15 protein-coding genes and 1 pseudogene are annotated in these 15,419 nt (G+C 72.5%); 11 read left to right on the top strand and 5 right to left on the bottom strand.

Features of this window, described 5'->3' with window-relative positions:
• Positions 1-509: 509 nt before the first annotated feature.
• The 3 genes from ND747_RS13080 (at position 510) to ND747_RS13070 (ending at position 3,123) form a co-directional block, all read left to right on the top strand.
• The gene (locus tag ND747_RS13080) at positions 510-1,409 is read left to right on the top strand and encodes a phosphotransferase (protein ID WP_251733800.1); all 900 of its coding nucleotides are present in this window, start codon (positions 510-512) and stop codon (positions 1,407-1,409) included.
• 139 nt (positions 1,410-1,548) lie between these two features.
• Positions 1,549-2,229, top strand: a complete 681-nt coding sequence (locus ND747_RS13075) for a class I SAM-dependent methyltransferase (RefSeq protein ID WP_251733799.1) — start codon at positions 1,549-1,551, stop codon at positions 2,227-2,229.
• Between the two features lie 75 nt (positions 2,230-2,304).
• Entirely contained in the window at positions 2,305-3,123 is an 819-nt protein-coding gene (locus ND747_RS13070) for a methyltransferase domain-containing protein (RefSeq protein ID WP_251733798.1), read from the top strand.
• A gap of 17 nt (positions 3,124-3,140) precedes the next feature.
• On the opposite strand, the gene ND747_RS13065 is transcribed toward ND747_RS13070, so the two are convergent.
• On the bottom strand, positions 3,141-3,389 hold the full coding sequence (locus ND747_RS13065; protein ID WP_251733797.1) for a TetR/AcrR family transcriptional regulator C-terminal domain-containing protein: 249 nt from the start codon (positions 3,387-3,389) through the stop codon (positions 3,141-3,143).
• Between ND747_RS13065 and ND747_RS30105 the strand changes: the two are divergent.
• A pseudogene (locus tag ND747_RS30105) lies at positions 3,334-3,675 on the top strand (amidase family protein); the annotation flags it as partial. The gene ND747_RS13065 and the pseudogene ND747_RS30105 overlap by 56 nt on opposite strands.
• A gap of 19 nt (positions 3,676-3,694) precedes the next feature.
• A complete protein-coding gene (locus tag ND747_RS13060) occupies positions 3,695-4,414 on the top strand; it encodes an amidase family protein (RefSeq protein ID WP_251733796.1) in 720 nt (239 codons plus the stop codon).
• 18 nt (positions 4,415-4,432) lie between these two features.
• Here ND747_RS13060 and ND747_RS13055 read toward each other — a convergent pair whose 3' ends face one another.
• Positions 4,433-5,587, bottom strand: a complete 1,155-nt coding sequence (locus tag ND747_RS13055; protein WP_251733795.1) for a GNAT family N-acetyltransferase — start codon at positions 5,585-5,587, stop codon at positions 4,433-4,435.
• Positions 5,588-5,851: 264 nt separating this feature from the next.
• Between ND747_RS13055 and bioB the strand changes: the two genes are divergently transcribed.
• Both bioB and ND747_RS13045 read left to right on the top strand, forming a co-directional pair.
• Positions 5,852-6,931, top strand: coding sequence for a biotin synthase BioB (gene bioB / locus ND747_RS13050; RefSeq protein ID WP_251733794.1), 1,080 nt, complete (start codon positions 5,852-5,854; stop codon positions 6,929-6,931).
• 178 nt (positions 6,932-7,109) lie between these two features.
• The gene (locus tag ND747_RS13045) at positions 7,110-8,561 is read left to right on the top strand and encodes an amidase (protein ID WP_374216219.1); all 1,452 of its coding nucleotides are present in this window, start codon (positions 7,110-7,112) and stop codon (positions 8,559-8,561) included.
• Between the two features lie 218 nt (positions 8,562-8,779).
• Here the strand turns inward: ND747_RS13045 and ND747_RS13040 are convergent, their stop codons facing one another.
• Entirely contained in the window at positions 8,780-10,117 is a 1,338-nt protein-coding gene (locus tag ND747_RS13040; RefSeq protein ID WP_251733792.1) for an MFS transporter, read from the bottom strand.
• 159 nt (positions 10,118-10,276) lie between these two features.
• Between ND747_RS13040 and ND747_RS13035 the strand changes: the two genes are divergently transcribed.
• The 4 genes from ND747_RS13035 (at position 10,277) to ND747_RS13020 (ending at position 13,192) form a co-directional block, all read left to right on the top strand.
• Complete coding sequence (locus ND747_RS13035; protein ID WP_251733791.1) at positions 10,277-10,867, top strand: TetR/AcrR family transcriptional regulator; 591 nt, start codon at positions 10,277-10,279, stop codon at positions 10,865-10,867.
• Positions 10,868-11,220: 353 nt separating this feature from the next.
• Positions 11,221-11,493 (top strand): hypothetical protein, encoded by a 273-nt coding sequence (locus tag ND747_RS13030; protein ID WP_308204621.1) that lies wholly within the window; start codon positions 11,221-11,223, stop codon positions 11,491-11,493.
• Positions 11,490-12,338: a bifunctional 2-polyprenyl-6-hydroxyphenol methylase/3-demethylubiquinol 3-O-methyltransferase UbiG gene (locus tag ND747_RS13025; protein ID WP_251733790.1), complete on the top strand. Its 849-nt coding sequence runs from the start codon at positions 11,490-11,492 to the stop codon at positions 12,336-12,338. The genes ND747_RS13030 and ND747_RS13025 overlap by 4 nt, the downstream gene beginning before the upstream one ends.
• Before the next feature lie 428 nt (positions 12,339-12,766).
• Positions 12,767-13,192 carry a PPOX class F420-dependent oxidoreductase gene (locus ND747_RS13020; RefSeq protein ID WP_251733789.1) on the top strand — a complete coding sequence of 142 codons (426 nt, stop codon included), beginning with the start codon at positions 12,767-12,769 and terminating at the stop codon, positions 13,190-13,192.
• Between the two features lie 94 nt (positions 13,193-13,286).
• On the opposite strand, the gene ND747_RS13015 is transcribed toward ND747_RS13020, so the two are convergent.
• Together ND747_RS13015 and map are read right to left on the bottom strand one after the other, a co-directional pair.
• Positions 13,287-14,315 carry a hypothetical protein gene (locus ND747_RS13015; RefSeq protein WP_251733788.1) on the bottom strand — a complete coding sequence of 343 codons (1,029 nt, stop codon included), beginning with the start codon at positions 14,313-14,315 and terminating at the stop codon, positions 13,287-13,289.
• Between the two features lie 393 nt (positions 14,316-14,708).
• Positions 14,709-15,419: type I methionyl aminopeptidase (map, locus tag ND747_RS13010; RefSeq protein ID WP_251733787.1), on the bottom strand; the 711-nt coding region annotated here is incomplete at its 5' end.

Here is a 15,419-nt window from a genome sequence, read left to right as displayed (position 1 = left end):
GGCGCCTCCCGAGCGGGGACGGGTGCGCCGGGCACACCGGTGTCGGTCAACGCCCGGCTACGCGGCGCACCGGGGACGCCCGGCGCCCGCTGGCGGCGAATCTGGGCGGCCACCGAACCCCTGCCGCGTGGCACCTCCCGCTCCCCCTGGCGCCGCTGAGCCGCACCTCGGTTGCCTGGCCCTCACCGGGACGTGTCAGCCGCGGGCCGGTTGACTGTGGAGATCCGGCCGGTCAGATGCTGTAACGCGTCTTGATCAGCTCGGCGCACGGCGGGGCGTGCCAGCCGTCCCAGGCACACGTCCAGAGGCTGCATGCGGCCGGGGGGCAGCGTGGTGCCGTCCCACCAGGTGATCGCGGCTATCTCGCTGGTCGGGGTGAACGGGACATCTGGGGTGGCGTGCGCGGCATATACCGTAGCCGCCGAGCGTAGGCAAAGCCGGTCTCGTCGTTGGGGCCGGCTTTGCAGTTTTTCGTCGGCTCCATACCACCTCAGGTACTGTGACTTCGCATGATCGAATCCGAGCGTGAGATCAGCGAGGATCTGGTCCGCGACCTGCTGCGGGAACAGCATCCAGACCTGGCCGAGCTGCCTATCCGCGAGGTGGAGGGCGGCTGGGGCAACCAGATGTGGCGCCTCGGGGACGCACTGGCCGTCCGGATGCAGCGGATGGACACACTCCCCGATCTGCAGCTCAAGGAGCGCCGCTGGCTGCCGGTGCTGGCCCCGCGCCTGCCGCTTGCGATCCCGATCCCGGTGCGCAGCGGGGTACCGTCCGAGCGCTTCCCCAAGGTCTGGACCGTCATGACCTGGGTTGAAGGCACGCCGCTGGACCACAGTTCGATCAGCCGCGGCGACCATGCGGCCGACACGCTGGCGGCCTTCCTCACAGCGCTGCATGCGCCGGCGCCCGCCGACGCGCCGGACGCCTCGGACGTCGGCGTTCACCCCAGGAGCTGCACACACGGCTTCGAGAGGTTCCTGCAGGCCGTGGACCTCGGCCGCTTCTCCGAGGACGACATCCGGGCCGTGTGGGACGACGCGGTGGCGGCTCCTGCGTGGGAGGGCCCGCGGGTGTGGGTGCACGGCGACCTGCATCCCGCGAACGTCGTCGTCACGGGCGGAACACTGGCGGGCATCGTCGACTTCGGCGCGGTCTGCGCCGGCGACCCGGCATGGGACCTGGCGGCCGCCTGGCTGCTGCTCCCCGCAGGTGGCGCCGCACGGTTGTTCAACAGCTACGCGCAGGCAGACCCGGCGGCGGTACGACGGGCGCGTGGGCTGGCCGCGATGAAGAGCCTGTTTCTGATGCTGATGGGCCAGAACGGGGACCGCGGCCTGCCCGGCGGAAAGCCGCATTGGGGGCCTGCGGGCCGGTCGGCACTTGTTCGTGTCCTGACGGGCCTTTGACGTCGGCACCACAGCCTTTTCGGTGATCGGGGTGGATCCGGGTGCACCGCGGCCGTGGCCGGGGAAGGCGAGCCTTCAGGGGTGACCGTGGCCAGGGCCGCCCGCGGGGCGGCGACCGTGCAGCGGCATAGTGTCGGCTGTGCTCGACTGGTCTCACAACGCCTACTATCAGCGGCTGCTGCTGCGCCATCTGCCACGGTCCTGCCGGCGGGTGCTCGACGTCGGCTGCGGCAGCGGAGCGTTCGCGGCCCGGCTCGCCCCACGCGTCGACCACGTCGACGCCGTCGACCGCTCCGCGCGGATGATCGAGCAGGCGACGCGGCACACCCCCGGCAACGTCACCTGCGTTCTCGCCGACGTGCTGGTCGACCCGCTACCGGGCAGGGACTACGACGCGATCGTCTCGATCACCGCGCTGCATCACATGCCGTTGGAGAATGCGCTGGAGGTGCTCGCGGCTGCGCTGCGACCCGGAGGAGTCCTGGCCGCCGTCGTCCTCCCCCGGATGGACCTGCGCCGAGAATGGCTCGTCGAAATCATCGCGATGGTCGGACATCGCCTGCTCGGCGTCCTCTTCCACGCGGACAGACTGCTGCGGGGCGGCAACGCGTTCACGAAGGAACACCACACGCGCACCGGCATGCCCGTGGTCCTGGACCCGCCCCTGACCACCCGCCAGGCCGCTCGCGTGGCCACCGCGGTGCTGCCCGGCGCGCGGGTGCGACGCCTGCTGTTCTGGCGCTACCTCCTGCTCTGGGAGAAACCGATCCCCCACAACAGCAGCCCCGCCGCGACACCGTCCTCGCCCACGACCGAGTAACAGTCAATCGGCCGCGGGGTGATCGGTGCGGCGCGATGATGGGTGGGAGTCCGTGATCCGGTGAGGGGAGTCCCGGTGACGCCTGGTGTGACGTTTGGTGACGTCGACTACGACATCCATGGGGGTGGCTACGTGTACGGGCGTCGTACCGACCCGCGGATCGCCGCCTTGGTGCACGGCGCGCTGGGTGGGGCGCGCACGGTGCTCAACGTGGGCGCGGGGACCGGCTCGTACGAGCCTGCTGATCGTCATGTGCTGGCGGTGGAGCCGTCGGCGGCGATGCGGGCTGCCCGGGCGTCGCACCTGGCGCCGGCGATCAACGCGGTGGCCGAGAATCTGCCGTTCGACGACGGCAGCGTGGATGCGGCCATGGCGATGGTGACCGTCCATCAGTGGTCGGATCCGGAGCGGGGGTTGCGGGAGCTGCGGCGGGTCAGCCGCGGGCCGGTCGTGGTGCTGACGTTCGACGGTGCGGCGCTGGACCGGTTGTGGCTTGTCGACTATGTGCCGCAGCTGGTGGTCGCCGACCGGCCCCGTTTTCCGTCGATCGCCCGCATCCGGGCAGCTTTGGCGGGTGTGGTGACGGTGGCGGAGGTGCCCGTTCCCGCGGACTGTGTGGACGGTTTCAACGAGGCGTTCTACTGCCGGCCGGAACGTTTCCTCGATCCGGCGGTACGCGCCTGCCAGTCGGTGTGGAGTTTCGTGGATCCGGCGGTGGCCGCAGAGGGCCTTGCCCGGCTGCGCTCGGATCTGGACTCCGGCGCCTGGGATCGCCGCTACGGCGCGCTGCGCCGGCAGCCGACGTTCGTCGGCGCGCTCCGGCTGGTCCTGGCACTGCCCGCTGACGCCGGGACGGGCAAGGCGAAGGACGGGTTGGGGTACCAGCCTGAGTAGTGCGGTAGATACGCCTGTCAGCCACCTGTCTGTGCTGCGCGTTGCTGGTCGAGGCCGGCGAGGAGTGTGCGTAGTCCGAGCGTGAAGCGTGCTTCCTGGTTATGGGTGGCGGCGTCCAGCACGGTGGCGAGGTGCGGAAACTGATCCGCGCCGGCAAGGGCTCGGACCCGATCACGCCGGGTCGGTTGGCCCTCGGGAGTCGCCGCCGCAGTGTCCGCGAGCGTCTGGCCGGTGGTGAAGGATGCCGGCCAGCACCTTGCCGGCACGCCGCACTGGATCGGGACCGCGGCACTGCACGCGGTTGGCTATCGCTCCACGCGCACAACCGCGCTGACCCGCCGGCTGTTGGAGGCAGGCTTCGTCGCGATCGGCAAGACCAATGTCCCCGAGCTGTCCTCGGGCAGCACCACCGAACCCGCCGCTCTGCACCCCACCCACAACCCTTGGGCGGCAGGTCTCACGGCAGGCGGGTCGAGCGGCGGCTCGGCCGCAGCTGTCGCCGCCGGGATGGCCGCCGTCGCGACCGGCGCCGACGCGACCGGTTCGCTGCGCTACCCGGCAAGTGCCTGCGGTGTCCCAGCGCTCAAGCCCACCGCAGGCCGCGTACCCTCCGAGGTTCCCGCGAGCGGCGAGGACCCGCGACCCGATCCTCGGCCTCGACGTGCATCCCGACTGCGCCGCCGCGGTCGTACGCACCGGCCGTCTGCTCGAGGGCCTCGGGCACCGGGTCGAGGAGGACCACCCGCGCGCGCTCACTCACCTGCTGCACCCCATCGCTGATGACCTCGCGGCGATGGTGGCCCTGACCCGTGCCAGCCAGGCCGCCTGGCTGGCACGCCAGCTCGGACGCGTGCTGCGCGACGGCGACCTGGAACCCGGCACCCTCACACAACTCCGAGCCGGTCCTGCTCCCACACGTCAACGTGCCGCACAAGCGGCCGAACATGTCCGTGAAGCCGCGGCGCGGCCCCTGTGCTGGTGGGACGACCACGACATCCTTGTCACCCCGGTGATGCGGCAACCCCCTTGGCCCCTTGGTGAGCACCCCGGCATTCAGCACGCCGGCGCCTTCTGCTTCCCGTCCAGCCTCAGCGGCCAGCCCGCTCTCTCACTGCCCCTCGCCAGCACCCACGACGGCATCCCGGTCGGCGTCCAGCTCGTCGCTCGCCGCGGCGCCGACGAGCACCTTCTTGCCCTCGCCGCCGACCTGGAAGCACAGGCGCCCTGGCCGACGGTGTGGCTACCCGCTCGATCCGATGCTCCTCGCGGGCCGACTACGACCGCCGCCTGACCTGATGGCAGGTGTGTCCTATAAATCCTGGATGGGATGGCTGAGCCACCGCCGCCAGGGGTCAACGATGATGCTGGTGAGCTGCTCGTAGCCGGCTGCGGCGGGGTGGGCGCCGTCGCCGGCGGCGATCCCCTGCTGCCAGGACGGTTGGTCTTTGAGCGCGGCGAACACAGGGATGTAGGGAACGTTCGTGGCCGCGCAGACGTGGGCGTACTGCTCGTCGAGTGCGGCGACGCGGTCGTCTCTGCCCGGGTCTCCCGAGGGCGGCGGTCCGACCATCAGAACAGGAAGGATCGGCAGTGCTTCGGTGAGCAGTGCCCTGAGGTTGGCGACCGATTGCTCGGGTGGGACACGCAGGCCCTGGCCGTCGTGGGTCATGTCGTTGACCCCGAAGGACAGCACCAGCCGACCCTGCGGCGCCGCGGACAGGCGTGGGAGGCATTCCTGGCGCCACCGGGCCCGTATCTGCGCCGAGGTGTTTCCGCGGATTCCAAGGTTGTAGGCGGTGAGCTGCAGGCCGGTGTTCTCGGTGTGTGCGGCCAGGCGCCCGACCCAGCCCAGGCCGGTGGGATCGCCCACACCCGCGGTGAAGGAGTCCCCGAGAAAGCAGACCCGCACGTCTGTGGTCGCCGGCGGGGGCGGCGAGATCGGGTCGGTGAGCATCCGGGTGAAGGCGATGCGCGGAAGTCCTGGTCCGTCGTAGTCGCGGTGGACGGCGACCCCGTCGATCGTGGTGTCCCCGGGATCGACCTGGAAGCCGAGGCCGGTGTGGAACGCCAGCGAGGCCGTGTTGCCGGGGCTGGTGACGCACCGCGCCTGGCGGCAGCCTCGGGCGGCCGCCAGGCGGAAGAACCGCCGGTAGAGCAGCGCACCGACACCGCGGCGGTGCAGCAGGGGATCGACCCCGACGAAGTGGATGTAGGCGATCTCGGGCTGGGACTGTGACACGAACCCGATGAGGAACGCGGCCAGACGGCCGTCGTCGCGTTCTACCAGAAAGCTGCTGTCGGTGAAGTGCTGGAAGTACAGCCGCGGGAGCAGCAGGCTGCGCTGCAGCGACCCGGCGTCACCCTGAAAGCCCGCCCACCAGGCGTCCATGACCGCCAGGACGCGCCGCTGGTCGTCGGGGGTGGGATGGCGCATCGTCAGACCTGCGGGAAGCTCGTCGACCACCGGTCAACCCTGGCAGAAGGGTGCGTATCGCCGCCAACCCGTTTTCTGAAGTCTCGAATGCTCGTTCCGGTAGACGTAGCCGGACCGGCTGTCCGCGCCCGATAGGCCGATCCCAGCGGCCGGCAACGTGCGGTGAGGGCACAGCGGGACGGGTCTGGCCGGGTTTTGGTGGGTAGCGCGGTGTCGGGGACGACAAACCTCGGCGGGCAGAGGTGTCGCGGGTCGGCATTGTGCTGTCCGTGGCGGAGTGTGGACCATGGTCGCATGACACAGCCAGACGTGGATGAGCTGCTCGGCACGCTGCGGGCGAAGGCACTGCGACGTCAGATTCCGTCCCGCTCCGAGGTCCTCGCGGTGTTGGCCACCGGTGACGAGGTGATCCTCGATGTCGTCGCGGCGGCGGGGCGGGTCCGCCGGGAGTTCTTCGCGAACCGGGTGAAGCTGAACCATCTGGTGAACATGAAAAGCGGCCTGTGCCCCGAGGACTGCACGTACTGTTCCCAGCGGCGCGGCTCTGGCACGCCGATCCTGACGTACTCGTGGATCAGCCCGCAGGAGGCAGCCGGCAGTGCGCGGCAGGCGATCGCGGCCGGAGCGAAGCGGGTGTGCCTGGTGGCCAGCGGTCGGGGCCCGGGGGAACGCGACATCGACCGGGTCGCCGACACCGTCACCGCGATCAAGGACGCGGCTCCCGGGGTGGAGGTGTGTGTCTGTCTGGGTCTGCTGGGGCCCGGTCAGGCCGAGCGGCTGGCTGCGGCCGGCACCGATGCCTACAACCACAACCTCAACACCAGCGAGGACAACTACAGCCAGATCTGCTCGACGCACACCTTCGACGACCGGGTCCGCACGGTCGGTGCGGCCGCGGCGGCCGGGCTGTCGCCGTGTTCGGGGGCGGTGTTCGGCATGGGTGAGACCGACGAGGACATTGCCGCGGTCGCCTTCGCACTGCGGGCGCTGGACCCGGACTCGGTGCCGGTCAACTTCCTCATTCCGTTCGACGGGACTCCGCTGGCCGGCCGTTGGGAGCTGACCCCGCACCGCTGCCTGCGGATCCTGGCACTTTTCCGGTTCATGTTCCCCGACGTGGAGGTGCGCCTGGCCGGCGGCCGTGAGATCCACCTGCGTGGCCTGCAGCCACTGGCCCTGCACCTGGCCAACTCGATCTTCCTCGGTGACTATCTCACCAGCGAGGGACAGGCCGGCGCCGACGACCTGCAGATGATCGCCGACGCCGGGTTCGTCGTCGAAGGGCAAGCCGAGCCGACCCTGCCGCCCGCCCGCCACGACCTGGTCACCGTGCGTCGACGCGGTGCCGGTACGGACCTGCCAGCCAACAGCTAAGCCGTGCGGCGACGGTCGCCCTGGAGGAGCATGCCCCCGGCACGCTGGGGTGGGCGCGGCGGCGGCCGGCCCACCCCGATCTGTCGGCCTACTCGTAGGACCTGGTCTGACTGCTCTTCTCCATGTTGCCCAAATCGACATTTCGTGGCCTTTTTTGGGTGTCGGTAGCGTCGGAATCATGGAGTGGGGGTTGCGGTCCGCCGAAGAGCTCACGGCCGCGTTGCGTGCCGGTGAGGTGACCTCGGTGGAGCTGACGGACGAGGCGATCGCCCGTATCGAGCGGGACGACGGCGTGATCAACGCGGTCTGCGTGCCGGACTTCGACCGTGCGCTGGACGCCGCGCGTGGCGCCGACCGGGCGCGTGCCCGCGGCGGGGACCGGCCGCTGCTCGGCGTTCCGGTGACGGTCAAGGAGTCCTACGACATCGCCGGTCTGCCCACGACCTGGGGCATGCCGCAGTACGCGCACTATCTGCCGGCCGAGGACGCGGTGCAGGTGTCGCGGCTCAAGGCCGCAGGCGCGGTGGTGCTCGGCAAGACCAACGTGCCGTTGGGGCTGCAGGACATCCAGAGCTTCAACGAGATCTACGGCACCACGAACAATCCGTGGGATCACGGTCGCACGCCGGGCGGCTCCTCCGGTGGATCGGCGGCGGCCCTGGCGTCCGGGTTCGGCGCGCTGTCGCTCGGCTCCGACCTCGCCGGTTCGCTGCGCACCCCCGCGCATTTCTGCGGTGTCTACGCGCACAAGCCGACCCTTGGGCTGGCGGCGACCCGCGGCATGGTCGCACCTCCCGCGCCGGCGTTGCCGGTCGACCTCGACCTCGCCGTCGTGGGTCCGATGGCGCGCACTGCCCGCGATCTCACCCTCCTGCTCGACGTCATGGCCGGGCCGGACCCGCTGACGCTCGGTGTGGCGCACACCGTGGCGCTGCCGCCCGCGCGCCACGGGCGCCTCGCTGACTTCCGGGTCCTGGTCCTCGACGAACATCCGCTCCTGCCGACCGGGTCCGCGGTGCGGGCAGGCGTGCACCGGGTGGCCGACGCGCTTGTCGATGGTGGGGCCCGCGTCGCATGGCACACTGCGCTGCTGCCCGATCTGGCCGAGGCCGCGACGCTTTACACGCAGTTGCTGTTCTCGGGCTCCGTCGCGCGTTTTCCCGTCGAGGCATACGAGCAGCTGCGGGCCCGCGCGGCCGGGCTGAGCGCAGACGACCGGAGTCTCGACGCGGCGCGGCTGCGGGCCATGGTGTTCAGCCACCGCGACTGGATCGAGGTGAACACCCGTCGCGAGCTGCACCGCCATGGCTGGCGGCAGGTGTTCGCCGCGTTCGACGTCGTGGTGTGTCCGATCACGCCGACTCCCGCGTTCGGTCACGACCACACTCCCCATCCGCTGGAACGCCGGATCGACATCGACGGCGTCGGGTACCCGTACTTCGACCAGCTCGTCTGGGCCGGCCTGGCCACCCTGGCGGGCCTGCCGGCCACGGCGATACCTGCGGGCCGGTCCCCCACGGGCCTGCCGGTGGGAGTGCAGCTCATCGGCCCGATGTTCGAGGACCGCACCCCGCTGCGGCTGGCCGAACTGCTCGAGCAGACGATCGGCGGCTTCCAGGCACCGGCGTAGGGCGTACCACCGGATGTCCGTCGAGGACCGGCGTGGTGGTGGACTGTAGCTGTCCTACCTGGGGGAACGCTGGGTGCCACTCGTGGACTGGGATCCCACCCGGACCGCGCGCCATCGACCGGGACGCCGTACTGACCAACGTCACGATCTTCTGGTTGACCGCGACGGCGGGGCCGGGCGTGCCCGGTGGATGTCCGGTGTGATGCGCACCGGGTCGTTCAGGCCGGGTCGGGGCGGCGCAGGCGTAGGCGCAGCAGGGCGGCGAGGGCGAGGGCTGCCAGGGCGATGACGGCCAGGCCGTATTCGCGGCTGGTGCGTTCGAGGCTGACGTGGGTGACCCGCCAGCCGGCGGCGACGGCGGGCACGCCGAGGGCGAGGTAGCACAGGACGTAGACGGTGGCCAGGACGCCGGCGCGTTCATGGGCGGTGGCCAGGGGCAGCACGACGCGCAGGCTGCCCTGGACGCCGGCGCCGATGCCGGCGCCGGCGAGCACGGTGCCGGTGAACAGGATGGCGGTGGAGCCGGCGGCGACGGCGAGCAGGGTCAGGGCCACGCCGACGATGAGCACGACGAGGCCGGTGAGCATCATCGTGGCGGCTGGGGCGGTGCGGGCGAGGACGACGGTGAGGGCGGCGGTGCCGGCCAGGGCGAGCACGGCGAGGCCGCCGAGCACGATCGCGTGGCGGCCGGTGGCGGCGCCTGCGCCCGCGACGCTGCGGGCCAGGGCCGGGCCGAGGGAGAAGTAGAAGCCGGACAGGGCCCAGGTGGCGACCAGGCAGGGCCCGGCGGCGGGCAGGACGCGGCGCACCGGGCCGGGCAGGCTCAGGTGTGGTCGCAGGCTGGCCAGCGCCCCGGGGACCCGGGGTGATGTTTCGGTCATGGCCAGGACGCCGGCGGCCTGGGCGGCGACGACGGCGAGCAGGATCAGGTAGACGAGCCGGGTGGGTGCGGGCAGCAGCGCGACGCACAGGGCCGAGCCGAGGGCGCCCAGTGCGATGCCGGCGAAGGAGCCGGCGGCGTTGAGCAGGGTGCCGCGGGTGTGGTGCAGGTCCAGCAGGGCGGCGCCGAGGGCGCCCATGGCGGTGCCGGTGGCCAGCCCCTGCCCGATCCGGGCGGCCACAAGCTCCCCGACGCCGTCGGCGCGCACGAACACGGCCAGGGCGAGGATCTGCACGGCGCAGGCGGCGAGTAGCACGGGGCGGCGCCCGAGATGGTCGGACAGGCCGCCGACGACGAGCAGGGAGCCCAGCACGGCCAGGGCGTAGACGGCGAACACGATGGTCAGGGTGATCGGGGAGAACCCCCAGTGCGCCTGGTAGACGGCGTACAGGGGGGTGGGGACGGCGGAGGAGGCGAGGAAGGAGGTGAGCATCGAGGCGGCCAGGGTGAAACTGGCAGCTGGCCCGAGCCGGCCCGCGACCCGGCTGCCCGCTCGCTTCGATGGCTCCGAGGGCAGGCTGGTGCGGGAGCCTGCGGTGGGCTCGGCGCCCGCCGGCACGTGGCCGGTGGCGCGGGCGTCGGGCGGGGTGGTGGGAGGTGCGGGGGGCACGGGCATCGGGGTCCCTTCCACCGGACGGCTGGCAGCTGGAGGGGTGTGGGCCACCACCCACCCCGTTAAAGCCACGAGTTTGCGTTAGTGGGGACGGTAGCCCACCCCACCCGTTAACGCAAAGATGTTGCGCGGCGCTGGGGGGTTGTGCACTACGCTCGAGACGTGAGTCCCGAGGGTCCGCGTCCGGGTGGGCGTAGCGCGCGGGTGCAGGCCGCGGTGCACCAGGCGGTGCGGGCGTTGCAGGCCGAGCGTCCCCGCGGGGAGATCACCGTGCCGCGGGTGGCGGCGCGGGCGGGCGTGACACCGTCGACGGTGTACCGGCGCTGGGGGGATCTCACCGAGCTGCTGGCCGATGTCGCCGCCGAACGGCTACGCCCGGATCGTCCCCCGCCTGATGCCGGGGGGCTGCACGCGGATCTGCTGGCCTATGTCGGGGGGTACCTCGAGGAGGTGTCGTCGCCGACGGGCCGGGCGGTGCTGCGCGACGTGGTGGCCGCCTCGTCGGCGCCGGAGCTGCCGGCGGGCCGCTGCGACGCGTATGTCCGCGAGCAGCTGGGGATCATCGTCGAGCGGGCGCGGGACCGGGGTGAGCAGGTGCCGCCGGTGGCCCGGATCGTCGAGACGGTGATGGCGCCGATCACCTACAGTGTGCTGTTCGCGTCCGCACCGCTGGTCGCCGCCGACGTGCGGCGCCTGGTCGACACCGCCCTCACCCCCATGATCCTCACCCCCACGGTGGCCGCCGCCGGGTGACCGGTGCGGACATCTCCCCGGAGGACCCCGGTGATGTGACTCTGCTCACATGAAGATCGACATGTGGATAAAGGTGTCGACGGGGCGGTGGGTAACGTGGTGTGAGCCTGTGGACGTCCTGTGGGGAAAGTCTGATCCTGCGCTGCGCCGGGAAGTCAAGGGGTGGCGGTGCGTATCCGTTGCGGTATCACTGATGCATGGCCTCGCTGCACCTGTCCCCCCGTCTGCGTCCGCGTCCGGTGCCGTCCGCTTCCCCGCCCCGTCCGGCCTCGTCCGGCGCCTGGTCGGCGCGCACGGGTGCGGTCCGCGCCGCTGATCGGCGTCCGCAGGGTTCCCGGTCGCCCGCACCGTGGGTGACGTCGTCGCGTGGGTCGGGGGCACCGACCGGACCGGCCGGTGGGGCGCCCGACCCGGCTGCGGGGACGGCGGCACTGCCGCCGAGTGTGGCGCGCGTGGCGGCGCGGACCCGACTGTCGGTGGAGCTGCTCGCGGCGCTGCTGGAGGTGGAGGCGCGTACCCATGCCACGTTGGAGGACATCGAGCGCGCCGACGCGCTGGCCGAGCGTCTGCTGGTGCGCCGCGGCGACCGGCTGCGCGCCGCCGCGGGCCTGACCTCCGCGGCATGACCGGTCGGACGCGGCGCGCCTCGGTCTCGCGGCCGGTTGCCGGGGCGCCTGGTGCGGACTGGCGGATGCTCAACCGGGCGCACTGGGACGAACTGGTGCCGCTGCACCTGTCCGGGTCGTTCTACGACGTGGCAGGGTTTCGTCGCCGTCCCGACGTGCTGCGTGACTTCGAGGCCGACGAGCTCGGCCCGGTGGACGGGCGCAGCCTGCTGCACCTGCAGTGCCACTTCGGCCTGGACACCCTGTCGTGGGCGTCGCGGGGCGCCCGGGTCACCGGCCTGGACTTCTCGGCGGTGGCGGTGGCGGCGGCGCGGGCGCTGGCGGTCGAGGTCGGCGCGGCGGCGCGGTTCGTCGCCGCGGACGTGTACGACGCCGTCGAGGCCCTGGACGGGCAGCGGTTCGACGTGGTCTACACCGGGCTGGGGGCGCTGTGCTGGCTGCCGGACCTCGAGGGCTGGGCGCGGGTGGTGCGTGCCCTGCTGCGCGACGGCGGGGTGCTGTATCTGGTGGAGTTCCATCCGTTCGCGAACATTCTGGACGAGGCCGACGGGCGCACGGTGGCCATGGACTACTTCGACGACCGGCCTGAGCAGGGCTCGGGCACCGGCAGCTATGCCGATCGGGCGGCGGCCACCGCTCACAACGTCACCGTGCAGTTCCCGCACACGCTCGGCCGGGTGCTCAGCGCGATCGCGGCGGTGGGCCTGCGCCTGGAGTTCCTGCACGAACACGACCGGACCCTGTTCCCCCGGTTCGCGACCCTGCACCGCGACCCGGACGGCTACCGTCTCCCGCCCGGACAGCCTCGCGTCCCGCTGATGTACTCGCTGCGCGCCCGCGCCTGAGCCGCCGGCCGTCGATGGTGTCGCCGCGGGGGCGGGTCTGTCCGTGCTCCGGCTCTGCCTCCTGCCGCGTACGTCGGCCGTGGCAACCCCACGATCCGCGGGTCCGGCCCCACCGGTGGCCCTGACTCGTCGAGATGTAGACATGTCATCACGTTCCACGCAGACATGGACGAAAACAGCTCCGGCGCGGGCAACCGAAAGCCATGATCCGTTCTTGCCGAGGCCTGGTGAAGGATCGGTGTGCCGGAACCTTCACTCCGCCTCGGCAGGAATCCGTGACGTTGTGAAATGGTCGCCGTCCAACGCAGGCACGCAGGCACGGAGACACGGAGACACGGCCCCGTGGCCACCGCGTCCCGGCGACCCGCGGGGCGGCCACGGAGACGGGTGGCCGGGTGGGGCGGTGCCTGCGACGTAGGGTGCCGGGCATGGTGGCGATGGGTGCGGGGCAGTGGCAGGCGTTCGTGTCGGCGGGGACGCGCACGGGGAAGCTGGCGACGGTGCGGGCGGACGGGCGTCCGCATGTGGCGCCGGTCTGGTTCCTGCTCGACGGCGACGACGTGGTGTTCAACACCGGGGCGTCCTCGGTGAAGGGCCGGGCGTTGGCGCGCACGGGGGTGGCGGCGCTGTGTGTGGATGACGAGGTGGCGCCGTTTGCGTTCGTGACGCTGTCGGGGACGGTGCGCCTGAGCGAGGATCTCGACGAGGTGCGGGCGTGGGCGACGCGGATCGCCGCCCGGTACATGGGTGCGGCCGCGGCGCCGGCGTACGGGGCGCGTAACGGGGTGCCCGGGGAGCTGCTGGTGCGGCTCACCCCGACGTCGGTCGTCGCCGAGCAGGGCGTCGCCGTCTGAGCGACCGCCTTCGGTCGCCACCGCCACCGCCACCGCCACCACCGGCGCCGGCGCCGGTGGCGGCGTCCTGGAGCTGCGCCGCGGGTGCGGCGGGTCAGCCCAGGCCGGCGGGGCGGGGGGTGCCGCCGCCCTGGGGCGGGGCGGAGATGAGCAGGAGGATCTCGTGGACGCGGCCGGCCAGGACCCGGGAGGGGCGCAGGTCGAGGATCGCGACCATTTCGTCGAGGGCGGCTCCGGTGGCGGTGGGGTCGTCGTGGACGAGGGTCGCGGCCAGCGAGCCGAGTGCCCAGCCGCGTTCGAGGGTGTCGGGGGTGGTGAGAGCGACGGCGCGGCGCGCGGCCGAGCGGGCGCCGGGGACGCGCAGGCGCCACATGGCGTCGGCGACGACGCAGGCCTCGCGGGCCTCGTCGAACGGCGGCCAGCCATGGGTGCGTAACGCCGGCACGCTGGGGCGGTCGCGCAGGGCGAACAGGGCGGCTTCGAGGGCGGGTTCGTCGCCGGTGGCGGCGGCGATCTGGACCTGGTGGGCGGCGGCCCAGCCGTGCAGGGCGGGATGCTGCACGGCGGCGGCGCGGGCGGCGGCGGCGCGGGCGGCGTCGAGGCGACCACCGGCGAAGGCGACGAAGGCGTCCAGGCTGTGGGCGGTGCCGGTGAGCAGCCGGTCGTCGAGGTGGGCCGCGTACTGGGCGGCCAGCGTGGCGAAGCGTCGGGCGGAGGCGTCGTCGCCGGTGTCGGCGGCCAGGTAGCCCAGACAGAACGACAGGTAGCCGGCGGCGCGGGTGAGTTCGCAGTGCACGGCAGGTGACAGGCGGCGTCCCAGCGCGGCGGTGACGCGGCGCCAGTCGCCGATGACGGGGCCGAGCAGGTCGGTGTGGGGGGCGCTGAGCAGGGTGGTGGCGTAGCGGTAGAGCCGCTCGTCGATCTCGCTGAGGGCCAGCGGGTCGGGGTCGGCGTAGGCGATCTCCCGGGAGATCATGGCGGCGGCGCGGGCGGCGGCGGCCAGGCCGTGACGGTCGGGCAGGCCGAAACCGGACGCGAGGGCCGCGTCTGCGGTGGCGTCGGCGCCGGGGGCGATGCCCGCGCCGGCACCCGCGCCGGTTCCTGACTGTTCGACGGAGTCCATGGTCAGCCTCCCCTCACGTTGCCGGCGGTGGGGTGTGCCGCGCCGCCGCGGTGGCCGTCGCGGTGCGGTCCGCGCCGGCCGGGTGCCGCAGGGTGCCTGCCTGCGGATGGACGTGCTGCGACGGGTGCCGCCCGTGTGACGCTCGGCACGGTATCGCGTGCGCAGGGGGGTCTGTACAGGGCTTTGGTGAAAGCGCTCTCGTCCCCACGGTATCCATCCAGGACATTGTTCCTCTTGCCGACACCACAGGCAGGGGGTATGTCTCCAACGTGACCCGTTCGGGGGTTCGGGCGCTTCCTTCGTCCCGCCCGGGAGACGGATTGGCACTGTTTCACGAAAAGGTGACAGTGGGGCGGGTGTGCGGACGGCGCCATTGTCGCAATGTGCGGATTGTCAAAAGGGGTTGGTGGTCGCGGGAGTCGGCGGCGGGTTCCAGCGGCGGGTGAGGATGCGGGGCCCGTCGGCGGTGATGGCGACGGTGTGTTCGACGTGGGCGGCCCGGCTGCCGTCGGTGGTGCGCAGCGACCAGCCGTCGGGGTCGGTGTGGCAGGTGTCCCGGCCGCCGGCGAGCAGCATCGGTTCGAGGGCGAGGACCAGGCCCTCGCGCAGGACCAGGCCGCGCCCGGGGCGTCCCTCGTTGGCCACGGGCGGGTCCTCGTGCATGCTCCGGCCGATGCCGTGGCCGCCGAAGCCGGCCAGGATGCCGTAGCCGCCGGCGCGGGCGACGGCGCCGATCGCGGCGCCGATGTCGCCGAGGCGTCCCCCCGGCACGGCGGCGGCGATCCCGGCGTGCAGGGCGGCGGTGGTGGTGTCGATGAGCTCGAGGTCGCCGGGACGCGCCGCCCCGACGACGAAGCTGATCGCCGCGTCGCCGGTCCAGCCGTCCAGGGTGGCGCCGCAGTCGACGCTGACCAGGTCGCCGGCGCGCAGCGGGGTGTCGCCGGGGATGCCGTGCACGATCACGTCGTTGACCGACACGCAGGTCACGGCCGGGAACGGGGTGGGGGCGAACCCGGGCTGGTAGTGCAGGAACGGGGGGATGGCCCCCGCCTCGCGGATCACCGCGGCGGCGGCGGCGTCCAGCTCACGGGGGGTGGCGCCGAC

The organism is Frankia sp. R82 (assembly GCF_023716925.1).
GTDB lineage: Bacteria > Actinomycetota > Actinomycetes > Frankiales > Frankiaceae > Frankia.
The sequence above is the reverse complement of the archived record's forward strand: the minus strand, read 5'-3'. Positions and strand labels throughout refer to the sequence as shown.